This window comes from Microbispora sp. H11081 (assembly GCF_012999535.1).
In the GTDB taxonomy this organism is placed as follows: domain Bacteria; phylum Actinomycetota; class Actinomycetes; order Streptosporangiales; family Streptosporangiaceae; genus Microbispora.
Window position 1 is genome coordinate 652754 of the sequence record NZ_JABBWV010000002.1, and the last position, 18704, is coordinate 671457.

Below are 18704 nucleotides of genomic sequence, written 5' to 3' on the forward strand. Positions count from 1 at the left end.
AGAGCCCTGTCTCAGAGCCTGTCTCAGGGCCTGTCTCAGAGCACGGCGCCGGAGCCGTCGCGCCGGGCGGACCTGACGCGCGGCGAGACGGGAGCGGGCGGCGGCTGGTTGGAGCGCCGCTCCAGCGCGATCGCCACCGGCCCGGCCACGAAGGACGAGGACAGCGTGCCCACGACGATGCCCAGCAGCAGGGCCACGGCGAAGTCCCGCAGCGAGTCGCCGCCGAACACCGCGAGCGCGGCCAGGATGAACAGCGCCCCGAGCCCGGTGTTGACCGTACGTGGCGCGGTCTGCAGGATCGCGGCGTTCACCACGCGGGAGAACCGCTCGCCGCGCCGCACCGGCCACAGCTCCCGCACCCGGTCGAACAGCACGACCTTGTCGTTGACCGAATAACCGATGATCGTGAGCATCGCGGCCAGGAACACCCCGTCGATCGGCTTGCCCATCCAGGCGAACGCGCCGACGACGACGGCCGCGTCGACGAATAGCGCCGCCACGGCCGCGGTGCCGAACGTCCACCGGAACCGGAACGCCAGGTAGGCGAGTTGCGCGGCGAGCGCGACGGCGAGCGCGATGATCGCGTTGCGGCGCAGTTCCTCGCCCAGGCTGGGCCCGATGAGCTCGTCGCGCTGCTTGGTGACCTCGCCGACCTGCCGGTCCAGCGCCTCCTCCATGCGGACCACGTCGTCGGCGCTGATCTGCCCGGTACGCACCGAGATCGCGTCGTCCGACCGCTGCACGACGGCCGAGGGGAACCCGGCGTCCGCCACCGCCTGCCTGGCCGCGGCGACGTCGGCGGGCCTGCTCGTGCCGAACTCGACGAGCCGGCCGCCGGTGAACTCGACGCCGTAGTTGAGGCCACGGGTGACCAGTCCCGCGCCCGCGAGCACGAGCAGCCCCGCGGCGACGGCGAGCCACAGCCGCCTGCGCCCCATGAGATCCGGGTCTCGCCGGTTCAGCCAGGTCCTGACCCGGCCGATGGACCCGATGCCGGACGCCCGCGGGCCGATCCTGGAGATCAGGGCGGCGGTGAGCACCCGGGTGATCAGCATGGCCGAGACCAGCGAGGCGAGCACGCCGATGGCCAGGGTCACGCCGAAGCCCTTGACCGGCCCGGAGGCCAGCCAGAACAGCAGCCCGGCGGCGAGCAGTGTGGTGATGTTGGAGTCGGCGATCGCGCTCCAGGCGTTCTTGAAGCCCCGTTCGAGTGCCGCCTTCAGGCCTCGCTTCGGCGTCGCGGCGTACTCCTCCCTGGCCCGTTCGAAGACCAGCACGTTGGCGTCCACCGCCATGCCGATCGCCAGCACGAACCCGGCCAGGCCGGGCAGGGTGAGGGTGGCCCCCATGGCCACGAGCCCGGCGTACGAGATCAGGCCGTAGCAGGCGAGCGCGACCGCGGCCAGCACGCCCACCAGGCGGTAGACGACGCCGATGAACAACGCGGTCAGGATCACCCCGACGATGCCGGCTTTGGCGCTCGCCTCGATGGCGTCGGCGCCGAGGGTCGGGCCGACCGTGCGCTGCTCGACCAGCTCCAGCGGGACGGGGAGCGAGCCGCCCTTGATCAGCACCGCGAGGTTCTGCGCCTCCTGGGCGGTGAACGACCCGGTGATCTGCGTGGTGCCGCCGGAGATCCCCGCCTCACAGGCGATCGACTCGTCCACCTGCGGCGAGGAGATGATCTCGTTGTCGAGGACGATGGCGACGCGGCGCTTGTGGTCGCCGGGAGGCGCGCAGGCCGCCTTCGCGGTTAGCTCACGCCACGGTCCCGGCTCCTTGAAGTCGATCGTGACGAACCAGCCCGGCCCCATCTGGGGGTCGGTGCGCGCGGCCGCGTCGGTGACGCCGGCCCCGCTGAGCGCGACCGGGCCGAGCTTCAGCCGCTGGCCGCTCTCGTCGGCGATCGCGTCCTTGTCGCCCTCCTCGGCGGGGCCGTCCACGGAGTGGAAGTTGAGCTGGGCGGTCTTGCCGATGACCGCGGCGGCCTCGCGCGGGTCGAGCACGCCGGGCAGTTCCACGATGATCCGCTTCTCGCCGGAGCGGACCAGGGTGGGGTCGACGACTCCGAGGGCGTCTGCCCTGCGCCGGAGCACGTCGAGGGCACGGTCGGTGGCGTCGGCGTCCGCCTTGACCGTGGGAGAGTCTCTCGTCTCGAAGACGAGCTGGGTGCCGCCGCGCAGGTCGAGGCCGAGGCGCGGGGCCATGGTGAGGGCGAGCAGCAATGAGGTCGCGATGACGGCGAGCGCCGCCACCGCACGCCACAGGGGCGCACGGGACATGAAGCCTCCACAGGGGCGGTACGAGAGGAAAAGGTCTCAGTACGCCGTGGAGGGGGGAGCGCGGGCCGTGGCGGCCCCGCGCGGGCACTGGGCGGGCGGGTCGTCGTGGTGCGGCCCGGCCCTGGTGACCCGGGTGCCGCCACGCGGCGCCGCGGGGTTGGGCAGCACGACAGGCCCGCCGGACACCCAGTGGCCGCCGTGGCCCGCCTGGGCGTGGGGCGCGTCGCCCGGGGCCGGTCGTGTGGCGTGGGAAGGGGCGCAGACCCGCGTGTCCGCGGGCCGTAGGTCGCCCGCCGCGGCCGCGTGCTGAGCGGCCGCGTGACGAGGCGTCTCCCACACGTGCGTGGACGCGGACGCGGGGGCGCCGCCGGCGGTCAGGAGGATCGCGTGCAGCAGGATCAGCAGCGTGGCGGTCAGCCCGCGTCGCACGATCGATCCCTCCCTTCCGCGTTCCCCTGGTTACCGGTCCTCCGGCCACCGTAGCGAGTAACGCGCCCGGGTGCCCAATGGCCGAGCGGAGGTGACCACCGAGGGGAAACGGGTACGTAGGACGAATGGCAGGAAACGGGCGGCGGAAAACGCAAGTGACCGTTTCGCGAAGGTGGGTTATGGTCGGTCACATGGCGACCTCACGACGTGACAAGTGCGGGTCCACCGCCTTCACGTTGGTGGTGGGCCTGCTCATGCTCGCCCTCGCCCTGGTCGCCTCCACCCCCGCGTGGTTCGGCGGGGATCCCGCTCAACGCGCGCCGCAGGCCGCCGCCGAGGTGTGGACGCCGGGGGCGTGGACGCCGCAGTCGGCGACCCTGCCCGCGGGCCCGGCCGCTCCGGAGCACCTGCCGTCCCCGTCCCGGCCGCGCCTCGCCATGGCCGCGGCTCCCCTCTCCGCCCCCGCGCCCGCCCCGAGCCACGAGGACATCGTCCTCAGCCCGCAGCAGACCGGGCATCGCACCGCGGGCTCGCGCAGCCCGCCACAGGCCCTGTGACACGGGCTCCCTCGCCGCGCGCCTGACCGCCACCCGGTCACGGCGGCCTTTGGCGCATCCGCGCCCCGCCCTTGGCGGTCGTCGCGGCGCGCTCCCGTGCGGGGCTCCCCTCTCGTCCCGCGGGCCCTGCCCGCGTACCCGTCTCGCGCACCGGCGATCCGGTGCGCCGAAGGCGCGCGCCCGCGCGCCGACTCACCCTTCACCTGGAGTGATGCCGCTTATGGCAGAGATCAGGTCGCCACGCCTCCTCATGGAGGAGTGCGGGCGGTACACCGCGCAGCTGTCCGAGCTGCGCACGCTGCTCGAGGAACGGCTCCGCGCGGCCAGGGCCGAGCGGGCCAGGACGCGCGACGTCGCCGCGATCGAGGCGGCCCTGGAACGCATGGACCAGGGCCTCTACGGCACGTGCACCCGATGCGAGGTGCTGCTGCCGCTCGACCGGCTCCGGCGGGCGCCGCATGTCCAGCAGTGCGCGGCCTGCGCGGGCGAGACCCGGATGTCGGCATGACAGCCCTCGCCCTCGACCTCGGCACCGCGCGGATCCGGCTGATGCGGCCGGGCAGCACGGCGATCGAGGAACGGCCTTCCGCGTGCGGCGATCCCGGCGCGCGCCGCTGGCCGGTCCGGCACGGCATGGTCGCCGACATGCCCGGATGCGCGCGGCTGGTCCGCACGGCGCTGCGGGACGTGGAGGCCGATCCGCACCGGCCTCTCGAACGCGTCCTGGTCGGCGTGCCCGTCGCGGCCACGCGACTGGACCGGCGAGCCGCGTACACGGCGGTCCGCAGCGCGGTCCGCTGCCGGGTGACGATGGTCGAGGAGCCCCTGGCCGCGGCCGTCGGCTGCGGCGTGGACCTCGCCGATCCGAGGCCCCGGCTCCTGCTCGACGCGGGGGCGGGGATCGCCGAGGCCGTCGTCATCCGGGCCGGCGAGATCGCCGACGCCGGCGCCGTACAGGCCGGTGCGGGCGACCCGGCCGAAGGCGCAGGCTGCCCGCCGTACGCGCGGGAACGCGTCGTCGCGATGGTCGCCGACCTGGTCGCGCGCGTTCCCGCCGCCCTGCGGGCCGCCCTCAGGCAGCGGGGCCTGCTGATCACGGGAGGTGGTGCCCGCGACCCGGAGCTGGCCCGCAGGCTCTGCGCGGACCTGCGGATGACAGTCAGCCCCGCGGCCGATCCCGCCAACGCGACCGTCAGAGGACTGGCATGCCTCCTGTCCACGGTCGAGCACCGCACCCCCGGCATGTCTGCCATAGGACGAGAGGACGTCGACGATGACCACAAGTGACGAGTTCACCGAGATCAGCAGGCCGCAGATGCAGGCCATGCGCGCGGACCTGGAGGAGCAGCTCCAGTGGCGCGAGGTGCAGCTGCGTGACTTGCGCACCGCCGTCGACGGCGGCAACGACGGCACGGCCAGGCTCGCCCTGCTCGCCGACGTCGCCGCCACGGAACGGGCGGTCGCCGAGCTGCGCAAGGCGCTGGAGCGGATCGAGGAGGGCAGCTACGGCCAGTGCGCCGACTGCGCCGCGGCCATCCCCTTCGGCCGGCTCAAGATCCGGCCCATGGCCCGCTACTGCATCACCTGCCAGCGGCGTCACGAGGCCCGCTGACGCGGCGCGTACCCTCCGCCCCCGGACGACGCCGGGGGCGGAGGCGCGCTCGCTCGCGCGGCACACCATCATGGTCGGGAACCGACCGACGCGAGCGACACGGAGAACTCCCCCATGAGCAACGAGGTCCTGGACGCGGTGCGCACGCTGCTGCCGAACATCGCCGAGCGGGCCCGGCGCACCGACGAGGACCGCAGGGTCCCCGCCGAGTCGATCGGGGAGCTGACCCGGGCCGGGGTCTTCCGGATGCTGCAGCCCAGCAGGCACGGCGGCGCGGAGAGCGATCCCGTGAAGTTCTACGAGGTGGTCAGGGAGATCTCGGCGGTGTGCGGCTCCACCGGCTGGACCGTCGCCGTCCTCGGGGTGCACCCCTGGCAGCTCGCCCTGTTCGACGAGGCCGCCCAGGACGAGGTGTGGGGCGGCGACCAGGACGCGCTGATGTCCTCGTCGTACGCGCCGGTCGGGCGGCTCGTCCCCGCCGAGGGCGGCTACCGGCTGTCGGGCCGGTGGCGGTTCTCCTCCGGCTGCGAGCACGCCTCGTGGGCGCTGCTCGGCGGCCTGGTCCTCGGCGACCAGGGCAGGCCGGTCGACTTCATGACCGTGCTGGTGCCCCGCTCCGACTACCTCATCGAGGACGTGTGGGACGTCATCGGGCTGCGCGGCACGGGCAGCAACGACATCCTCGTCGAGGACGCCTTCGTGCCCGCGCACCGCGTGACCCGCAACCAGGACCTGGCGCAGATGCGCGGCCCCGGCCTGAAGGTGAACACCGGCCCGCTCTACCGCATCCCGTTCGGCACGGTGTTCACCACCACGATCACGGCCCCGGTCATCGGGATGGCGGCCGGCTGCTACCGGTCGTACGTGACCGCCATGCGGGACCGCGTACGGCTCAGCCTGGGCGGCGGCCGGTTCGCCGAGGACCAGTTCGCGCAGGTCGCGGTCGCCCGGGCGGCGTCGGAGATCGACGCGGCGATCCTGCAGACCGACCGCAACGTGCGGGAGGTGTACGAGCACGCGGTGCGGGACGAGACGATCCCCGTCGAGCTGCGGCTGCGGGTGCGCCGCGACCAGGTGCGCGCCACCGAGCGGGCGCTGGAGGCGATCGACATCCTGTTCAAGACCGCCGGGGGCAACTCGCTCAGCCGGGGCAACCCGATCGAGCGGGCCTGGCGCGACGCCCACGCGGGCAGCGTCCACGTGGCCAACGACGTCGAACGCGCACTCGCGATGTTCGGCAGGGGCGAGTTCGGCCTGACCGTCGAGGACAACATGATCTGAGCGGCCGGGTCGCGCTCGGCCACTCCAAGGATTGACGCGCGGTCAGCAAACTGTAAAGTTACTTTCCTGAGAGCGCTCTCATGGCTTGTCTTCTCACCCCCCGAGAGGAGCCGGGAGATGCACATGTCGTCGCGGCGCCGGCAGCGAGCCCTGCTCGCCGTCGTCCTGCTGATCCAGCCGGTGGTCCTCGCCGCCGGACAGCGGGCGGCGGACGCCGCCGTCACGCGGTTGCCGTTCACGATCACCAACAACTCCGGCCGGGGCGACGCGACGTACGTCTACGTCGTCGCCCGAAACTCGGCCACCGGCCAGCAGGGGTACGTGGACGCCTCGGGAACGTGGCGCGCGTACTCCTTCCCCTCGTCGATCCCCAACGGGCCCGTCCCCGCGCCGGACGTCTCGATCCCCGGGCCGGGCAACGGGGCCGGCACGACGATCACGCTGCCGCCGAAGCTGTCCGGCGGCCGCGTCTACCTGTCCATGGGCGCGAAGCTGCGGTTCTTCCTGACCACGAACGGACTGGTCGAGCCCGCGCCCTGGGTCGACAGCGACCCGAACGCCGGCATCCTCTACGACTGGACGGAGTTCGCCCGGACGAGCAACGGCGGCGCGGGCATCTTCATCAACTCGACCACGGTCGACATGTTCAGCATCCCGGTGACGGTCAGCGTCAAGGACGCCTCAGGCGGCACCCAGACGCAGGGCATCGCCGGCAACCGCGCCGGCATTCTCAGCGCGTTCGCCGGCCTGGGGTCGCCGTGGGCGGCCCTGACGACGACGAGGGCCTCCGACGGTCTCCCGCTGCGCGTGCTCGCGCCCGTGCACGCCATCGCCAAGGGCCTGTTCCCGTCGACGTATCTCGACTCCTACGTGAACGGGGTGTGGTCCTACTACGCCACGCGCCCGTTGACCGTGCAGACGTCGCTGGGCACGTTCACCGGCACCACCAGCGGCACGAACTGGACGTTCAGGAACGCGTCCGGCGCCGTCATCGGCACGCTCACCAAACCGTCCACGAGCGACGTCTTCGCGTGCTCGGGCGGCACGCAACCGCCGAACCAGCCCGACCAGCCCGCCATCCTCGCGGTCGGCGCCCGGGTGTGCGCCGCGCTCAATCGCGCGACGCTCTCGACTGCCGGCCGGGTCATGTACGACACCCAGCCGACGACGGACGCGACGAGGTTCTACGGGCAGCCCGCGTCGAACCTGTTCAGCAAGACGATCCACGCCAACTCGCTGAACGGCCTGGCCTACGGCTTCTCCTACGACGACGTCGGCGGGTTCGCCCCGACGATCGACCAGCCCAACCCGTCGTCGGCCGGGATGACGATCGGGAGCTTCGGCGGGGGCACAGGAGGCACGGGCGGCGCGAACATCATCGGCCCCGGCGGCAAGTGCGTCGACGTGGCGGGCGACGACACGGGCGGCAACGGCGCGCCGGTGCAGTTGTGGGACTGCCAGTCCTACGCGAAGGACCAGTTCTGGAGCTGGAGCGGCCAGACGGTGCGCACCCTCGGCCGCTGCCTCGACGTGCAGTCGGGCGGCACCGCCAACGGCACCCCGCTGCAGCTCTACGACTGCAACGACACGGGAGCCCAGAACTGGGTGCGGCTGTCCGACGGGTCGATCCGGAATCCCCAGTCCGGCCGGTGCGTCGACTCGCCCGGCGGCGCGACCGGCAACGGCACCCGCCTCCAGATCTACGACTGCAACGGCACGCCCGCACAGCGCTTCGCCGTGCGGTGAAGATCCCGGCCCGTAGCTCATTGCCTGTAGCTCATTCGAGCAGCTCGACCGCCTGCGCGAACTGGTCCACGGGCCGCCAGAACGGCAGCCGCAGCCGGGAGCGCTGCGCGTTCGCGGGGGAGAAGGCCGGGCCGGCGGTGACCAGAACCCCCCGTTCGCGCGCGCGTCCGGCCAGGGCGACCGCGTCGGTCCCGGTGTCGACCCACAGCGCCGTGCCGCCGTGCGGCTGCGTCCACCGCCACGCCGGGCGGCGTTCCGCCAGGACCGCCACCGCGTCGGCGAGATGGGCTCGCAGGCGCCGCGTGCGCTCCCGCCGGGCCCGGTCCGCCTGCGCCAGCAGCTCGGCGGTCACCATCTGGTCGAGCACCGGAGCGGCCAGGTCCAGCGCCGCCTTGGCTTGCGTCAACCGCTTGATCATCGGGCGTTCCGCGCGTATCCACCCGACCCGCAGTCCGCCCCACAGCAGCTTGGACGCGGTGCCGATCCGGATCACCAGGCCGGGGCCGGGAGGATCGGGCAGCGGCGGGCGCACCCCGCGGTCGTCGAGGACGAGGTCCGCGCACGAACGGTCCTCGATCGTCAGCACGCCGTGCCTGCCGACGATCTCGCTGAGCCGCTCCCTGGCCGCCCCGGGCAGGCTGATCCCCGTGGGGTTGTGCGCCGCGGGCTGGCAGTAGAGCAGCGCGGCCCGGCGCGCCACCCGGTCGAGGTGATCAAGGTCGAGGCCGTCCGTCCGCACGGGCACCGCCGTCAGCCTCGCCCCCGCCGTACGGAACGCCTCGATGGCGCCGCGGTAGCCCGGCTCCTCGACCAGGACCTCGTCACCCGGCGTCACCAGGGACGATGCGCACAACCAGACGGCCTGCTGGGAGCCGGAGGTGACGAGGATCTGATCCGGTTCTGTCGGCAGCCCCTGCGCGCGGTACTGCTCGGCGACGACCGTGCGGAGACGCGGCAGCCCCGCCGCGTAGTAGCCGTCGTCGGCGAGATAGACGTCGAGTTCGCGCAGGTCGACCGCCGACACGGCGTCCCGCACCAGCGACAGGGCGGGCAGCGCGCCGCTGGACAGGTCGAGCTCGACCAGGCGGCGGGTGCTGCCGAAGGACGCCAGCCGTCCGTCGACGACATGGTCACCGCCGCCCGCGCTGCGGTCGCGCCGGACCCGCGACCCTGACCCCTGCCGTGACGTCAGCCGTCCCCGCGCGGCCAGCTCCGCGTACGCCTCGGCGACGGTTCCCCGGGAGACCCCCAGCGCGGCGGCCAGCGCGCGCTGCGGCGGCAGCGCGGCCCCCTCGACCAGCACGTTGCCGGCGACCAGCTCGTCGAGCGCGTCCGCGAGGGCGTGCGGCAGCGGCATGTCGTCCGCTCGCCACCCCCCGAGCAGGCGGGCCAACGCGGCACTGTCGACGTGTTCCGCGCGCGCCATCTCACCGTCCCCTGTATGTGCGGCCCCCTGTATGCGTGGACCAATTCTGCGTGATTGGCCTGGCCGATTCGGCCACGGCCGGACATTCTCGACCGTACGGGCAGGTCGACGACGACAGGAGGCCGCGGTGGCGACGGTAGTGCTGCTGGGAACGCTGGACACCAAGACCGAGGAGTACCGCTGGGTCCGTGACCAGCTGCAAGAGGCGGGCTGCGACGTGCTCCTGGTCAACGTGGGCACCTTCGCCGCCGGGGCGGAGCTCGCCGACGTCGGCGCGGACGAGGTGGCCCGGGCCGCGGGCGCCGACCTCGACCGGCTCCGCGCCGACCGCGACCGCGGCACCGCGATGGACGCCCTGGCGACCGGCGCCGCCGTGACCGTGCGCCGGCTGTTCGACGAGGGGCGTCTCGACGGGCTGCTCGCGATCGGCGGCTCCGGCGGGTCGTCGGTCGCCGCCCGGGCGCTCCAGGCCCTGCCCGTCGGCGTGCCCAAGCTGCTCGTCTCGACCATGGCCTCGGGCGACGTCGGCCCCTACGTCGGAGACGCCGACGTCACCCTCATGTACTCCGTCGTCGACATCTCCGGCATCAACCGGCTCTCGCGCGCGGTTCTCGGCAACGCCGCCGCCGCCGTGGCCGGCATGGCCCAGCGGTACGCGCGGGTCCGTACGGAGAGCGGCACAGCGACGGGCACTGGGACCTCAGGCACCGGGACCGGCGACGGGCGCAAGCTCATCGGCGCGACCATGTTCGGGCTCACCACACCCGCCGTGGACGAGGCCCGCGAGCACCTGACCTCCCTCGGATACGAGGTGCTGGTCTTCCACGCCACGGGTTCCGGCGGGCGCGCCATGGAGTCCCTCGCCGCCTCCGGCATGCTCGACGGCGTCCTCGACCTGACCACCACAGAACTGGCCGACGACCTCGTCGGCGGGGTGCTCACCGCGGGCCCCGGCCGGCTGGAGGCGGCCGGGCGAGCCGGCATCCCACAGGTGGTCAGCGTCGGCGCGCTCGACATGGTCAACTTCGGGCCCCGGGAAACGGTCCCCGAGAAGTTCGCGGACCGGCAGTTCCTGGTGCACAACCCCACGGTCACCCTCATGAGGACGACCCGCGAAGAGATGGCCGAGCTGGGGGCCAGGATCAGCGCCAAGCTCAGCCGCGCCAGCGGGCCCGTGGAGGTCTTCCTGCCGCTGAAGGGCGTCTCCGGGATCGACGTCGAAGGAGGGCCGTTCGCCGACCCCGACGCCGACGCCGCCTGCTTCGCCGCGGTCAGGGACGGCCTGAAGGACACCGGCGTCCCCGTCCACGACGTGGACGCCGCCATCAACGATCCGGGTTTCGGCCGGGCCGCGGCCGAAGCCCTGCACCGCCTCATCGGCGCACGTCGAACTGGAGAATGAGATGAACCGCGAGACCGCTCTCGAACGCCTCCGCGCCGCCGCCGGGGCAGGCCGGCCCATCATCGGAGCGGGGGCGGGCACCGGCCTGTCGGCCAAGGCCGCCGAGGCCGGCGGCGTCGACCTGCTGATCATCTACAACTCGGGCCGCTACCGCATGGCCGGCCGCGGGTCCCTCGCCGGACTGCTTCCGTACGGCGACGCCAACGCGATCGTGGTCGACATGGCGAGGGAGGTCCTCCCCGTCGTACGCGAGACCCCCGTGCTGGCCGGGGTCTGCGGCACGGACCCCTTCCGCCTGATGGGACCCTTCCTCGACGAGCTGAAGGCCATGGGCTTCGCCGGCGTGCAGAACTTCCCGACCGTGGGCCTGTACGACGGCAGGTTCCGGCAGAACCTCGAAGAGACCGGGATGGGGTACCGGCTCGAAGTGGACATGATCCGCGAAGCGCACAGGCGCGATCTGCTCACGGCCCCCTACGTCTTCGACGCCGAGCAGGCCGTGGCGATGGCCGAGGCGGGAGCCGACGTTCTGGTGCCCCACGTCGGCCTGACCACGAGCGGCAGCATCGGCGCGCAGACCGCTCTCACGCTCGAAGAGGCCGCCGCCGCGGTGCAGGAGATGCGTGACGCCGCCGTCGCGGTGAACCCCGACATCATCGTCCTCTGCCACGGCGGCCCCATCGCGGAACCGGACGACGCGCAGTTCGTCCTCGACCACACGCACGGCATTGCCGGCTTCTTCGGGGCGTCGTCCATGGAACGCCTCCCGACGGAGAAGGCGATCGCGGCCCAGGCGACCCGTTTCAAGAGCCTCACGCTCGGAGACTGAGGCGGCCGCGCGGGAACGCTCGGCGAAAGGAGATCTTGACCCGCCAGGACGTGAATCCTAGCCTTCATGGGAGCGTTCCCACTCGCCGCTCGCGACACATGTCCCCCCCGAGGAGAGTCATGCGGATTTCGGTGGACTACGCCTCCAGCCGTTCCGGTACGGCGGCCCTCGCGTGGGGACAACGGGCCATCTGGGAGGCCATCCGCAGAGTGGGGCCGGACGACGCGCACTACTTCAACGTGCCCCGGGTTCTCGCCGTCCCGCGCGCGGGCGGCCCGCGCACTCCGGGGAGCGTGGCGGAGGCTCTGGCCCAGGTGGTGGCCAGGCACGACGGCCTACGATCCCTGGTACGGCTCGGCGCGGCCGGGCCGCACCAGGAGGTGGTGGCGGCAGGCACTCTGCCCATCGAGACGGTCGAGGTGGCCAACGCCGACGCCGGCGCGGCCGCGGCGGAACTCGTCACCCGCCTGGCCGCGCGGTCCTTCGGCGACGGCGAGCAGCCGCTGCGTGCCGGACTCGTGGTCTGCGACGGCGCCGTCACCCACGTGGCGCTCGTGCTGAGTCACGTCGTCTCGGACTGGCAGGCCGCCGACGTCGTGGTGCGCGACCTGCGGATGCTGCTGCTGCGCGGAGCGATCACCACGCCGCCGTCGCAACTACTCGACCTGGTCAGGGAGGAGCAGGCGGCGTCGGCCCGTTCGGACCGGGCCATCGCGCAGTGGGAGGCGCTTCTGCGCACCGTGCCGTCCGCCATGTTCCCGGAGGCGGTCGCGGCGGGCTCGACGCCGAGGTTCGCGAGGGCCGTGCTGTCGTCGCCCCGGCTCAACCACGCCACGCACATGCTCGCCCGCCGCGCCTCCGTCAGCACCGCCACGGTGCTGCTGGTGGCGGTCACCATGCTGTTGCGTGAGCTGACCGGGCACAAGGTGTGCGCGATCACCCCCATCGTGCACAACCGCTTCAGCGACCGCACCCGGGACCTGGTCACCAGCCTCAACCAGCTGGGGCTGTTCACCCTAGGTCCGTGCGGCAGCCTCAACGAGACGCTCGTGAACGAGTATTCGGCGGTCATCGCGTCCTACCGGCGGGCCCGGTTCGACACGCTGGCCTTCGACAAGATGATCGACCGGGTCAGCGCCGACCGGGGCGTCTCCGTATTTCCGTCGTGCTGCTTCAACGACCTGCGCGTGGGTGAGGATCCGATCGGCACCATCCGTGACGACGGGGAGTCCGAGCTGGAGTGGCTCCCCGGCACGGAGCGCCGCAGCTGTCACTTCTGCGTGGCTCTGATGCACTGGAAGGGCACACTCGGCGTGGAGCTGAACGCCGACACCACCCGCCTGCCCGAGAGCGAGATGGCCGCTCTGCTGCACCGGCTGGAGTCCTTCGTGGTCGAGGCGGCTCGGTCACAGTCGTGAGGCAGCCCGTCGGCGAAGGTGACGCGCCCTCCTGACGCTGGAGACCGCCCTGGTTATCTGTGCCGCCCGTGCTGTGCCGCCCGCGCGCCCCCGCGCTCGTGCTGCCCGCGACGGCTGGTCTTCGCGTCTCGGTGGGCTGGGCTACCCCTCTCGCGCCCGCTACACCTGCGTGCGTCTGGTGCGGCCGTGGTAGGTGAAGGCCCAGCGGTCTGTGCCGGTTTGGCGTCTGGTGTAGCGGTGGGGGTGTTGGTAGCGGTCGCGGTTGTGGAACTGGCAGGCGGGGCCGAGGAGTTTGAGGTCGGTGAGGCCGCCGGTGCTCCAGTTGTCGGCGTGGTCGATCTGGCAGAGGGTTGCGGGTAGTGGGCAGCCGTCGATCCAGCAGGTGGCGTAGCGGGCGAAGATCGCGCGCCGCTGGGCGGGGGTGGCGAGGCGGACTTTGCGGCCCATGTCGAGGACCTGGCCGTCGGCGTCCATGACGATGCGCATGAGGGTGGAGGTGCGGGCCAGCCGGTGCACGCTGGTGACGGGCAGGACCTGTCCGGTGGCCAGCAACAACCCCGGCACCATCCCCAACCCCGCACCCAGCCCCGCACCCGGTCGTGCTCCCCATGACGCCCCCGATGCTGCTCCCGGTGCTCCCGATGCTCCCGGTGTCTGCTCGCCGCGCGGGGTCGCACCGCTGCCCTGCTCACCGCTGCTGCGCCCATGCGGGAACCCCCTCGCAGGCCGGGGCCAGGCGTGGGTGTGGTGGGCATGGGTATCCCCCGCAGGATCGGGCGAGCACCACTCACCCCACCGCGACTGCCACGATCTCCCCTCCTGCCGACGCCCCACGCCCTCCTGCGGCTCCTCCTGCTTCGGCCAATCCCGATGCGACGGGTGTGGCGAGTCCTGCTGTGGCTGGCTGCGCCCCTGGTCGCGGAGGTCGGGCGCAGCGTCCGCACCAGCGACCGCGTCGCCAACCGGACTGCTACCCGCGATGTCGGCGTCGGCCGTGTCGTACTCGGCGGGAGCGCTGGTGTCCTCGCCGTCCCGGTTGACCGGCGCGACCTCGGACTCTCCGGCCGTGCAGGTGTCGTCGGTGTCGTCAATGTCTTCGGGGCCTTGGGCGTGCTGGGCGTCCCGGTTGCCCTCAGCAGTCCCGGCGTCCTGCCTGCCGTCGCCGTTGTCGCTGTCGTGGCTGTCCTGGCCGTCTTCGAGGCTTCCGGCCTGCTCGGGGGCTTCGGCGGTCTCCCTCGCCGGGTCGTCTGCCGGGTCGTCTGCTGGGTCGGCCGCAGGGTCGGTGGTGGAGTCGGCGTCGGTGCCCGTCGCGACGTCGGGCTCGGGGCCGGTGCCCCACGCAGCCTCGGGGTCGGGGCCAGGTTCCGGGTCGGGGTCGGTGGGGAGGGACTCGGCGTTGACCAGCACGAGAAGCTCGGTGGTGATCTGCTGCTCCAGCAGGGCGATGAACGCGTCCGCCTGACGCTCAGCCAGTGACCGGTCATCGCCCTCCGCCCGTGGCCGGGCGTAGGCGTCCAGCAGCGCCCGCAACCGGGCCGCCGCCTCACGCGGCAGATAGAACTCCCCCTCCAGGCCGCCGCCCTTGCCCGGGCGCACACGCAGGGACCGCCGCGCGTAGTCGGCCCGCTCGTCGCGGTCTTCGCCGTCGGGGTCCAGCACCGCCCGCAGGTAACGCCCCGCCTTGGCCACCTCCGCCGCGCCCGCCCGCCCGGCCAGCTCCACCAGGATCGGCTCGGCCAACCGAGCCTGCTCATCCGAGAGCCCGGCAACGGCGGCGCAGATCGCTTCCACCACGCCCGCCGCCAACCCTCCGGCGGCGAACTTCTCCCGCACTTGGGGTAGCCGCGCCAGTTCGGTCGCCAGGGTGAGCAGGCGGCCCGCACCCCCGACCGTCATCCCCCCGGCGGTGCGCAGCCAACTGCGGGTGGAGGCATGCCCATGCTGGCGGGCCTGACCCGCGCGATGCACCCGACCCACCCGCTCAGCCAGCGCACACGTGATCCGATCCCGCACGAACAGCAGATCCTCAGCCTCCGCCAGACAGATGTCCACCGCATCGGGGACCGGAGCCAACGCCAGCGCCTGCGCCGACTCCCGCAACGACCCCACCAGCACCCACGACGACCGAACCCGCCGATCACCCCCACCACCGGCACCGGCAGGAGCATCCGCACCGGCAGGACCGACTCCGGGGTTCTCGGGGCCGCCGGCAGCGCCGCCGGTGGCCGGGCCATCGCTTGCCGGGCCATCGTCTGCAGGACCATCGGGTGCAGGACCATCGGGTGCCGGGGCGTCGGTGGCGGGTCCGCACGCGTCATGGGCGAGCGAGCCGTCCGTCGACCACAAAGGAGAATCAGCGATCAGCCGATCCCACCAGCCGTCATCGGACCTGTTCGCAGGACGAGGGAGATCACGATCCAGATCGAACAGATCCATCCCGCCCCCCTCACCTGAATCGAACACCTGTATGAATTTTTTCAGCTCATCTTTGCAGGGGCAACCGGCCCAGCGGATTAGTTGGAGTTGCAGGTGAGGGCCGGACGAGGCCACCAGCGCGCTCATGCCTGGGTGCCGGGACGGGACCGCCGTTTGCGCGCCCCGCGGGAACCGCAACAGCACCCCGAACAGCGTGCCCGGCTGCCCGCATTGGTCCGCCGATTCCGGTGCGCGGGGCCTGGCGCGGTAATCTCCAACCGTCCACCGCTGTTGGGGAGCCCGGATGGCCTGCACGTACGACCGCACCACGACGACCCGCACCACGACGACCCGCGCCCGCGCCTGTGCCGGCAGGGGAGTCAGGCGATGATCGCCGTCACGGGTGAGGCGGCGCGCCGCCGCACGTTCGCGGTGATCAGCCACCCGGACGCGGGCAAGTCCACGATGACCGAGGCACTCGCCCTGCACGCCTCCGCGATCACCCAGGCGGGAGCGGTGCACGGCAAGGCCGGCCGGCGGGGCGTGACGTCCGACTGGATGGAGATGGAACGCGCCCGCGGCATCTCCATCACCTCGGCCGCGCTGCGCTTCGACTACCGCGACCACGTGTTCAACCTGGTCGACACGCCGGGCCACGCGGACTTCTCCGAGGACACCTACCGCGTGCTGGCCGCCGTCGACTGCGCGGTCATGCTGCTCGACGCGGCCAAGGGCATGGAGCCGCAGACCATGAAGCTGTTCGAGGTCTGCCGCCACCGCCGCATCCCGGTCATCACCTTCGTGAACAAGTGGGACCGGCCGGGTCGTGAGGCGCTGGAACTGCTCGACGAGATCGAGGAGCGCACCGGCCTGCGTCCCACCCCGGTCACCTGGCCGATCGGCGCCGCGGGGAACTTCCACGGCGTGGTCGACCGCCTGGAGGACCGCATCGTCCGTTACACCCGCACTCCCGGCGGCGCGACCAAGGCGCTGGAGACCGAGCTGACCCCCGAAGAGGCCGCCGCCGAGCTGGGGGCGGACTGGGAGCGCGCGGGGGAGGAGGCCGACCTGCTCGCCGCCATCGGCGCCGAGCACGACCAGAAGGCGTTCGAGGCGCACGAGGCCACGCCGGTGCTGTTCGGCGCGGCGCTGTCCAACTTCGGCGTGGCGCGGCTGCTGGACGTGCTCGTCGACCTGGCTCCCGCCCCCGCGCCCCGGCTCGACGTCGAGGCCGCGCTCCGGCCTCTGGACGCGCCGTTCTCCGGCCTGGTCTTCAAGGTGCAGGCCAACATGGATCCGGCCCACCGCGACCGCATCGCGTTCGTCCGGGTCTGCTCAGGCCGGTTCGAGCGCGGCATGGTGCTCACCCATGCCGCCACCGGCCGTCCCTTCGCCACCAAGTACGCCCAGTCGGTGTTCGGCCAGGAAAGGGCCACGATCGACGAGGCGTACCCGGGAGACGTCGTCGGCCTGGTCAACGCCACCGCGCTGCGGCCCGGGGACACCCTGTACGAGGGGACGCCGGTGGAGTTCCCGCCCATCCCCAGCTTCGCCCCCGAGCATTTCGCCGTCGCCCGTTCCCGCAGCACCGCGAAGGCCAAGCAGTTCCGCCGCGGCATCGACCAGCTCGACGGCGAGGGCGTGATCCAGGTGCTCCGCTCCGACCTGCGCGGCGACCAGGCCCCGGTGCTCGCGGCGGTCGGGCCCATGCAGTTCGAGGTCGTGCAGCACCGCCTGGCCACCGAGTTCGGCGCGGAGATCATCCTCGACCGGCTGGAGTACACGCTCGCCCTGCGCACCGACGCCGAGTCGGCGGAGGTGCTGCGGCGCCAGCGCGGCGCGGAGGTGCTCTCCCGCAGCCGCGACGATGCCCTGCTCGCCGTGTTCACCGACCAGTGGCGCATGCGCTCCATCCAGCGCGAACACGCCGGCCTGACCCTCGAACCGCTGATCGCGGGTCACGGACTGCCGGGCCCCTCCGCCTGACGTCCCCTCAAGCCCTGAGGCGTACGGGAAGGCGGGCGAGGCGCCAGGAGAAGGGGAGGAACTGGCGGTCGAGCTCCTCGGGCGCGACGGCCAGTTCGAGGCGCGGGTAGCGGCGCAGGAGCGCGCCGAAGGCCACCTCGCCCTCCTGCCGGGCCAGCGCCGCGCCCAGGCAGTAGTGCAGGCCGTGCCCGAAGCCGACGTGGACCTCCTTGTGCCCGTCGGCCTCTCGGGTGATGTCGAGCCTGCCGGGGTCGTCGAAGCGCCGGGGGTCATGGTTGGCCGACACCAGCACCGCCATCACCGGTTCGCCCCTGCGTACGGCCATGCCGCCGATCTCGACGTCCTCGGCCGCGTACCGGATCCGGGTGCCCTGGACGGGCCCGCACCAGCGCATCAGCTCCTGCACTGCGCGCGGCAGCAGCCCGGGATCGGCCCGCAGCGCGGCGAGCTGGTCCGGGTGGGTCAGCAGGGCGGTGACGCCGTTGCCGATCAGATGGGCGGTGGTCTCGTGCCCGGCGAGGACGAGCGTGAGGACCATGGTGACCAACTCGGTGTCGGTCAGCCGGTCGCCGTCCTCGTCGTGGGTGCGGATGAGGCCGGTCAGCAGGTCGCCGGCCGGATCGGCCCGGCGGCGGGCGATGAGCTCGTGGATGTACGTCACCATGCGTCGCAGGGGCTCGGCCAGCGCTCCGGGTTCTAGCGAGGTCAGGCTTCTGCCCCATTCCCGCCACAACGGGCGGTCCGCCTCGGGGATGCCGACCAGCTCGCAGATCACCGTGATCGGCAGGGGATAGGCGAAGTGCTCGATCAGGTCGGCGACACCGTCCACGGCGTGATCGGGCAGCCGGTCGAGGAGATCCGCGGTGATCTCCTCGACCCGGGGGCGCAGCTGTGCCACGCGGCGGGCGGTGAAGGCGCGCGAGACGAGCCTGCGCAGCCGGAGGTGGTCGTCGCCGTCGGAGTCGAGCACGCTGTCGAGGATGTACGCGGCGTACTCGCGCGGCACGCCGCGGGCCTCGATGAGCTCGTCGCGGATGTTGCGCACGTCGGCGCCGGGAACGCTGGCGGGGTTGTTGACGAACCTGCGGTCGCTCAACACGGTCTTGACGTCGTCGTACCGGGTGACGAGCCAGACGGGGGAGTCCAGGCCGGGGAAAGCCCCGCGTACCATCGGGGCCTGCTCCCGCAGGCGGGCGTAGCCCCCGAACGGATCGCGCACCAGGTCCGCGTCGAACAGGTTGACGGGCTCCGTCGTGCCGGACGTGCTCATGACCACCCCCGCGGGTTCGGTGTGACGACCGGGGCTGTCAACGTACGTCAG

General features: G+C 72.6%; 15 protein-coding genes. 10 read left to right on the forward strand and 5 right to left on the reverse strand.

Annotation, left to right across the window (positions count from 1 at the left end):
• Window positions 1–35 precede the first annotated feature (35 nt).
• Together secD and HHX31_RS08030 are read right to left on the reverse strand one after the other, a co-directional pair.
• On the reverse strand, window positions 36–2282 hold the full coding sequence (gene secD / locus HHX31_RS08025; protein WP_169946586.1) for a protein translocase subunit SecD: 2247 nt from the start codon (window positions 2280–2282) through the stop codon (window positions 36–38).
• Window positions 2283–2318: 36 nt separating this feature from the next.
• Window positions 2319–2711 carry a hypothetical protein gene (locus HHX31_RS08030; protein ID WP_169946588.1) on the reverse strand — a complete coding sequence of 131 codons (393 nt, stop codon included), beginning with the start codon at window positions 2709–2711 and terminating at the stop codon, window positions 2319–2321.
• 191 nt (window positions 2712–2902) lie between these two features.
• Here HHX31_RS08030 and HHX31_RS08035 point away from each other — a divergent pair, with 191 nt between their 5' ends.
• From HHX31_RS08035 to HHX31_RS08060, 6 genes are all read left to right on the forward strand, one after another.
• Window positions 2903–3268, forward strand: a complete 366-nt coding sequence (locus HHX31_RS08035; RefSeq protein WP_169946590.1) for a hypothetical protein — start codon at window positions 2903–2905, stop codon at window positions 3266–3268.
• Window positions 3269–3479: 211 nt separating this feature from the next.
• A complete protein-coding gene (locus tag HHX31_RS08040; RefSeq protein ID WP_169946592.1) occupies window positions 3480–3776 on the forward strand; it encodes a TraR/DksA C4-type zinc finger protein in 297 nt (98 codons plus the stop codon).
• Window positions 3773–4555 carry a rod shape-determining protein gene (locus tag HHX31_RS08045; protein ID WP_169946594.1) on the forward strand — a complete coding sequence of 261 codons (783 nt, stop codon included), beginning with the start codon at window positions 3773–3775 and terminating at the stop codon, window positions 4553–4555. The genes HHX31_RS08040 and HHX31_RS08045 overlap by 4 nt, the downstream gene beginning before the upstream one ends.
• Complete coding sequence (locus tag HHX31_RS08050; protein WP_169946596.1) at window positions 4542–4880, forward strand: TraR/DksA family transcriptional regulator; 339 nt, start codon at window positions 4542–4544, stop codon at window positions 4878–4880. Before HHX31_RS08045 ends, HHX31_RS08050 begins: the two co-directional genes overlap by 14 nt.
• A gap of 114 nt (window positions 4881–4994) precedes the next feature.
• The gene (hsaA, locus tag HHX31_RS08055; RefSeq protein WP_169946598.1) at window positions 4995–6161 is read left to right on the forward strand and encodes a 3-hydroxy-9,10-secoandrosta-1,3,5(10)-triene-9,17-dione monooxygenase oxygenase subunit; all 1167 of its coding nucleotides are present in this window, start codon (window positions 4995–4997) and stop codon (window positions 6159–6161) included.
• A 123-nt stretch (window positions 6162–6284) separates the two neighbouring features.
• A complete protein-coding gene (locus HHX31_RS08060; protein WP_169946600.1) occupies window positions 6285–7907 on the forward strand; it encodes a beta-1,3-glucanase family protein in 1623 nt (540 codons plus the stop codon).
• A 31-nt stretch (window positions 7908–7938) separates the two neighbouring features.
• Here the strand turns inward: HHX31_RS08060 and HHX31_RS08065 are convergent, their stop codons facing one another.
• On the reverse strand, window positions 7939–9333 hold the full coding sequence (locus tag HHX31_RS08065; protein ID WP_169946602.1) for a PLP-dependent aminotransferase family protein: 1395 nt from the start codon (window positions 9331–9333) through the stop codon (window positions 7939–7941).
• A 127-nt stretch (window positions 9334–9460) separates the two neighbouring features.
• On the opposite strand from HHX31_RS08065, the gene HHX31_RS08070 reads away from it, so the two are divergent.
• The 3 genes from HHX31_RS08070 to HHX31_RS08080 all read left to right on the forward strand — a co-directional run bounded on the left by HHX31_RS08070 (window position 9461) and on the right by HHX31_RS08080 (window position 12982).
• The gene (locus HHX31_RS08070) at window positions 9461–10735 is read left to right on the forward strand and encodes a Tm-1-like ATP-binding domain-containing protein (protein ID WP_169946604.1); all 1275 of its coding nucleotides are present in this window, start codon (window positions 9461–9463) and stop codon (window positions 10733–10735) included.
• A gap of 1 nt (window position 10736) precedes the next feature.
• Window positions 10737–11564, forward strand: coding sequence for a phosphoenolpyruvate hydrolase family protein (locus HHX31_RS08075; protein WP_169946606.1), 828 nt, complete (start codon window positions 10737–10739; stop codon window positions 11562–11564).
• Between the two features lie 119 nt (window positions 11565–11683).
• Window positions 11684–12982 carry a condensation domain-containing protein gene (locus HHX31_RS08080; RefSeq protein ID WP_169946608.1) on the forward strand — a complete coding sequence of 433 codons (1299 nt, stop codon included), beginning with the start codon at window positions 11684–11686 and terminating at the stop codon, window positions 12980–12982.
• A 159-nt stretch (window positions 12983–13141) separates the two neighbouring features.
• Here HHX31_RS08080 and HHX31_RS08085 read toward each other — a convergent pair whose 3' ends face one another.
• Window positions 13142–15544: a DUF222 domain-containing protein gene (locus tag HHX31_RS08085; RefSeq protein WP_311931652.1), complete on the reverse strand. Its 2403-nt coding sequence runs from the start codon at window positions 15542–15544 to the stop codon at window positions 13142–13144.
• Window positions 15545–15784: 240 nt separating this feature from the next.
• On the opposite strand from HHX31_RS08085, the gene HHX31_RS08090 reads away from it, so the two are divergent.
• Window positions 15785–17383 (forward strand): peptide chain release factor 3, encoded by a 1599-nt coding sequence (locus HHX31_RS08090; protein ID WP_169946612.1) that lies wholly within the window; start codon window positions 15785–15787, stop codon window positions 17381–17383.
• A 7-nt stretch (window positions 17384–17390) separates the two neighbouring features.
• Here the strand turns inward: HHX31_RS08090 and HHX31_RS08095 are convergent, their stop codons facing one another.
• Window positions 17391–18653, reverse strand: a complete 1263-nt coding sequence (locus HHX31_RS08095) for a cytochrome P450 (RefSeq protein WP_169946613.1) — start codon at window positions 18651–18653, stop codon at window positions 17391–17393.
• Window positions 18654–18704 lie beyond the last annotated feature (51 nt).

What these genes read in the sequence shown, in the direction of transcription:
- secD (WP_169946586.1), bottom strand. Translation starts at nt 2,282, where the DNA reads ATGTCCCGTGCGCCCCTGTGGCGTGCGGTGGCGGCGCTCGCCGTCATC.
- HHX31_RS08035 (WP_169946590.1), top strand. Translation starts at nt 2,903, where the DNA reads ATGGCGACCTCACGACGTGACAAGTGCGGGTCCACCGCCTTCACGTTG.
- HHX31_RS08040 (WP_169946592.1), top strand. Translation starts at nt 3,480, where the DNA reads ATGCCGCTTATGGCAGAGATCAGGTCGCCACGCCTCCTCATGGAGGAG.
- HHX31_RS08045 (WP_169946594.1), top strand. Translation starts at nt 3,773, where the DNA reads ATGACAGCCCTCGCCCTCGACCTCGGCACCGCGCGGATCCGGCTGATG.
- HHX31_RS08050 (WP_169946596.1), top strand. Translation starts at nt 4,542, where the DNA reads ATGACCACAAGTGACGAGTTCACCGAGATCAGCAGGCCGCAGATGCAG.
- hsaA (WP_169946598.1), top strand. Translation starts at nt 4,995, where the DNA reads ATGAGCAACGAGGTCCTGGACGCGGTGCGCACGCTGCTGCCGAACATC.
- HHX31_RS08060 (WP_169946600.1), top strand. Translation starts at nt 6,285, where the DNA reads ATGTCGTCGCGGCGCCGGCAGCGAGCCCTGCTCGCCGTCGTCCTGCTG.
- HHX31_RS08065 (WP_169946602.1), bottom strand. Translation starts at nt 9,333, where the DNA reads ATGGCGCGCGCGGAACACGTCGACAGTGCCGCGTTGGCCCGCCTGCTC.
- HHX31_RS08075 (WP_169946606.1), top strand. Translation starts at nt 10,737, where the DNA reads ATGAACCGCGAGACCGCTCTCGAACGCCTCCGCGCCGCCGCCGGGGCA.
- HHX31_RS08080 (WP_169946608.1), top strand. Translation starts at nt 11,684, where the DNA reads ATGCGGATTTCGGTGGACTACGCCTCCAGCCGTTCCGGTACGGCGGCC.
- HHX31_RS08085 (WP_311931652.1), bottom strand. Translation starts at nt 15,544, where the DNA reads ATGAGCGCGCTGGTGGCCTCGTCCGGCCCTCACCTGCAACTCCAACTA.
- HHX31_RS08090 (WP_169946612.1), top strand. Translation starts at nt 15,785, where the DNA reads ATGATCGCCGTCACGGGTGAGGCGGCGCGCCGCCGCACGTTCGCGGTG.
- HHX31_RS08095 (WP_169946613.1), bottom strand. Translation starts at nt 18,653, where the DNA reads ATGAGCACGTCCGGCACGACGGAGCCCGTCAACCTGTTCGACGCGGAC.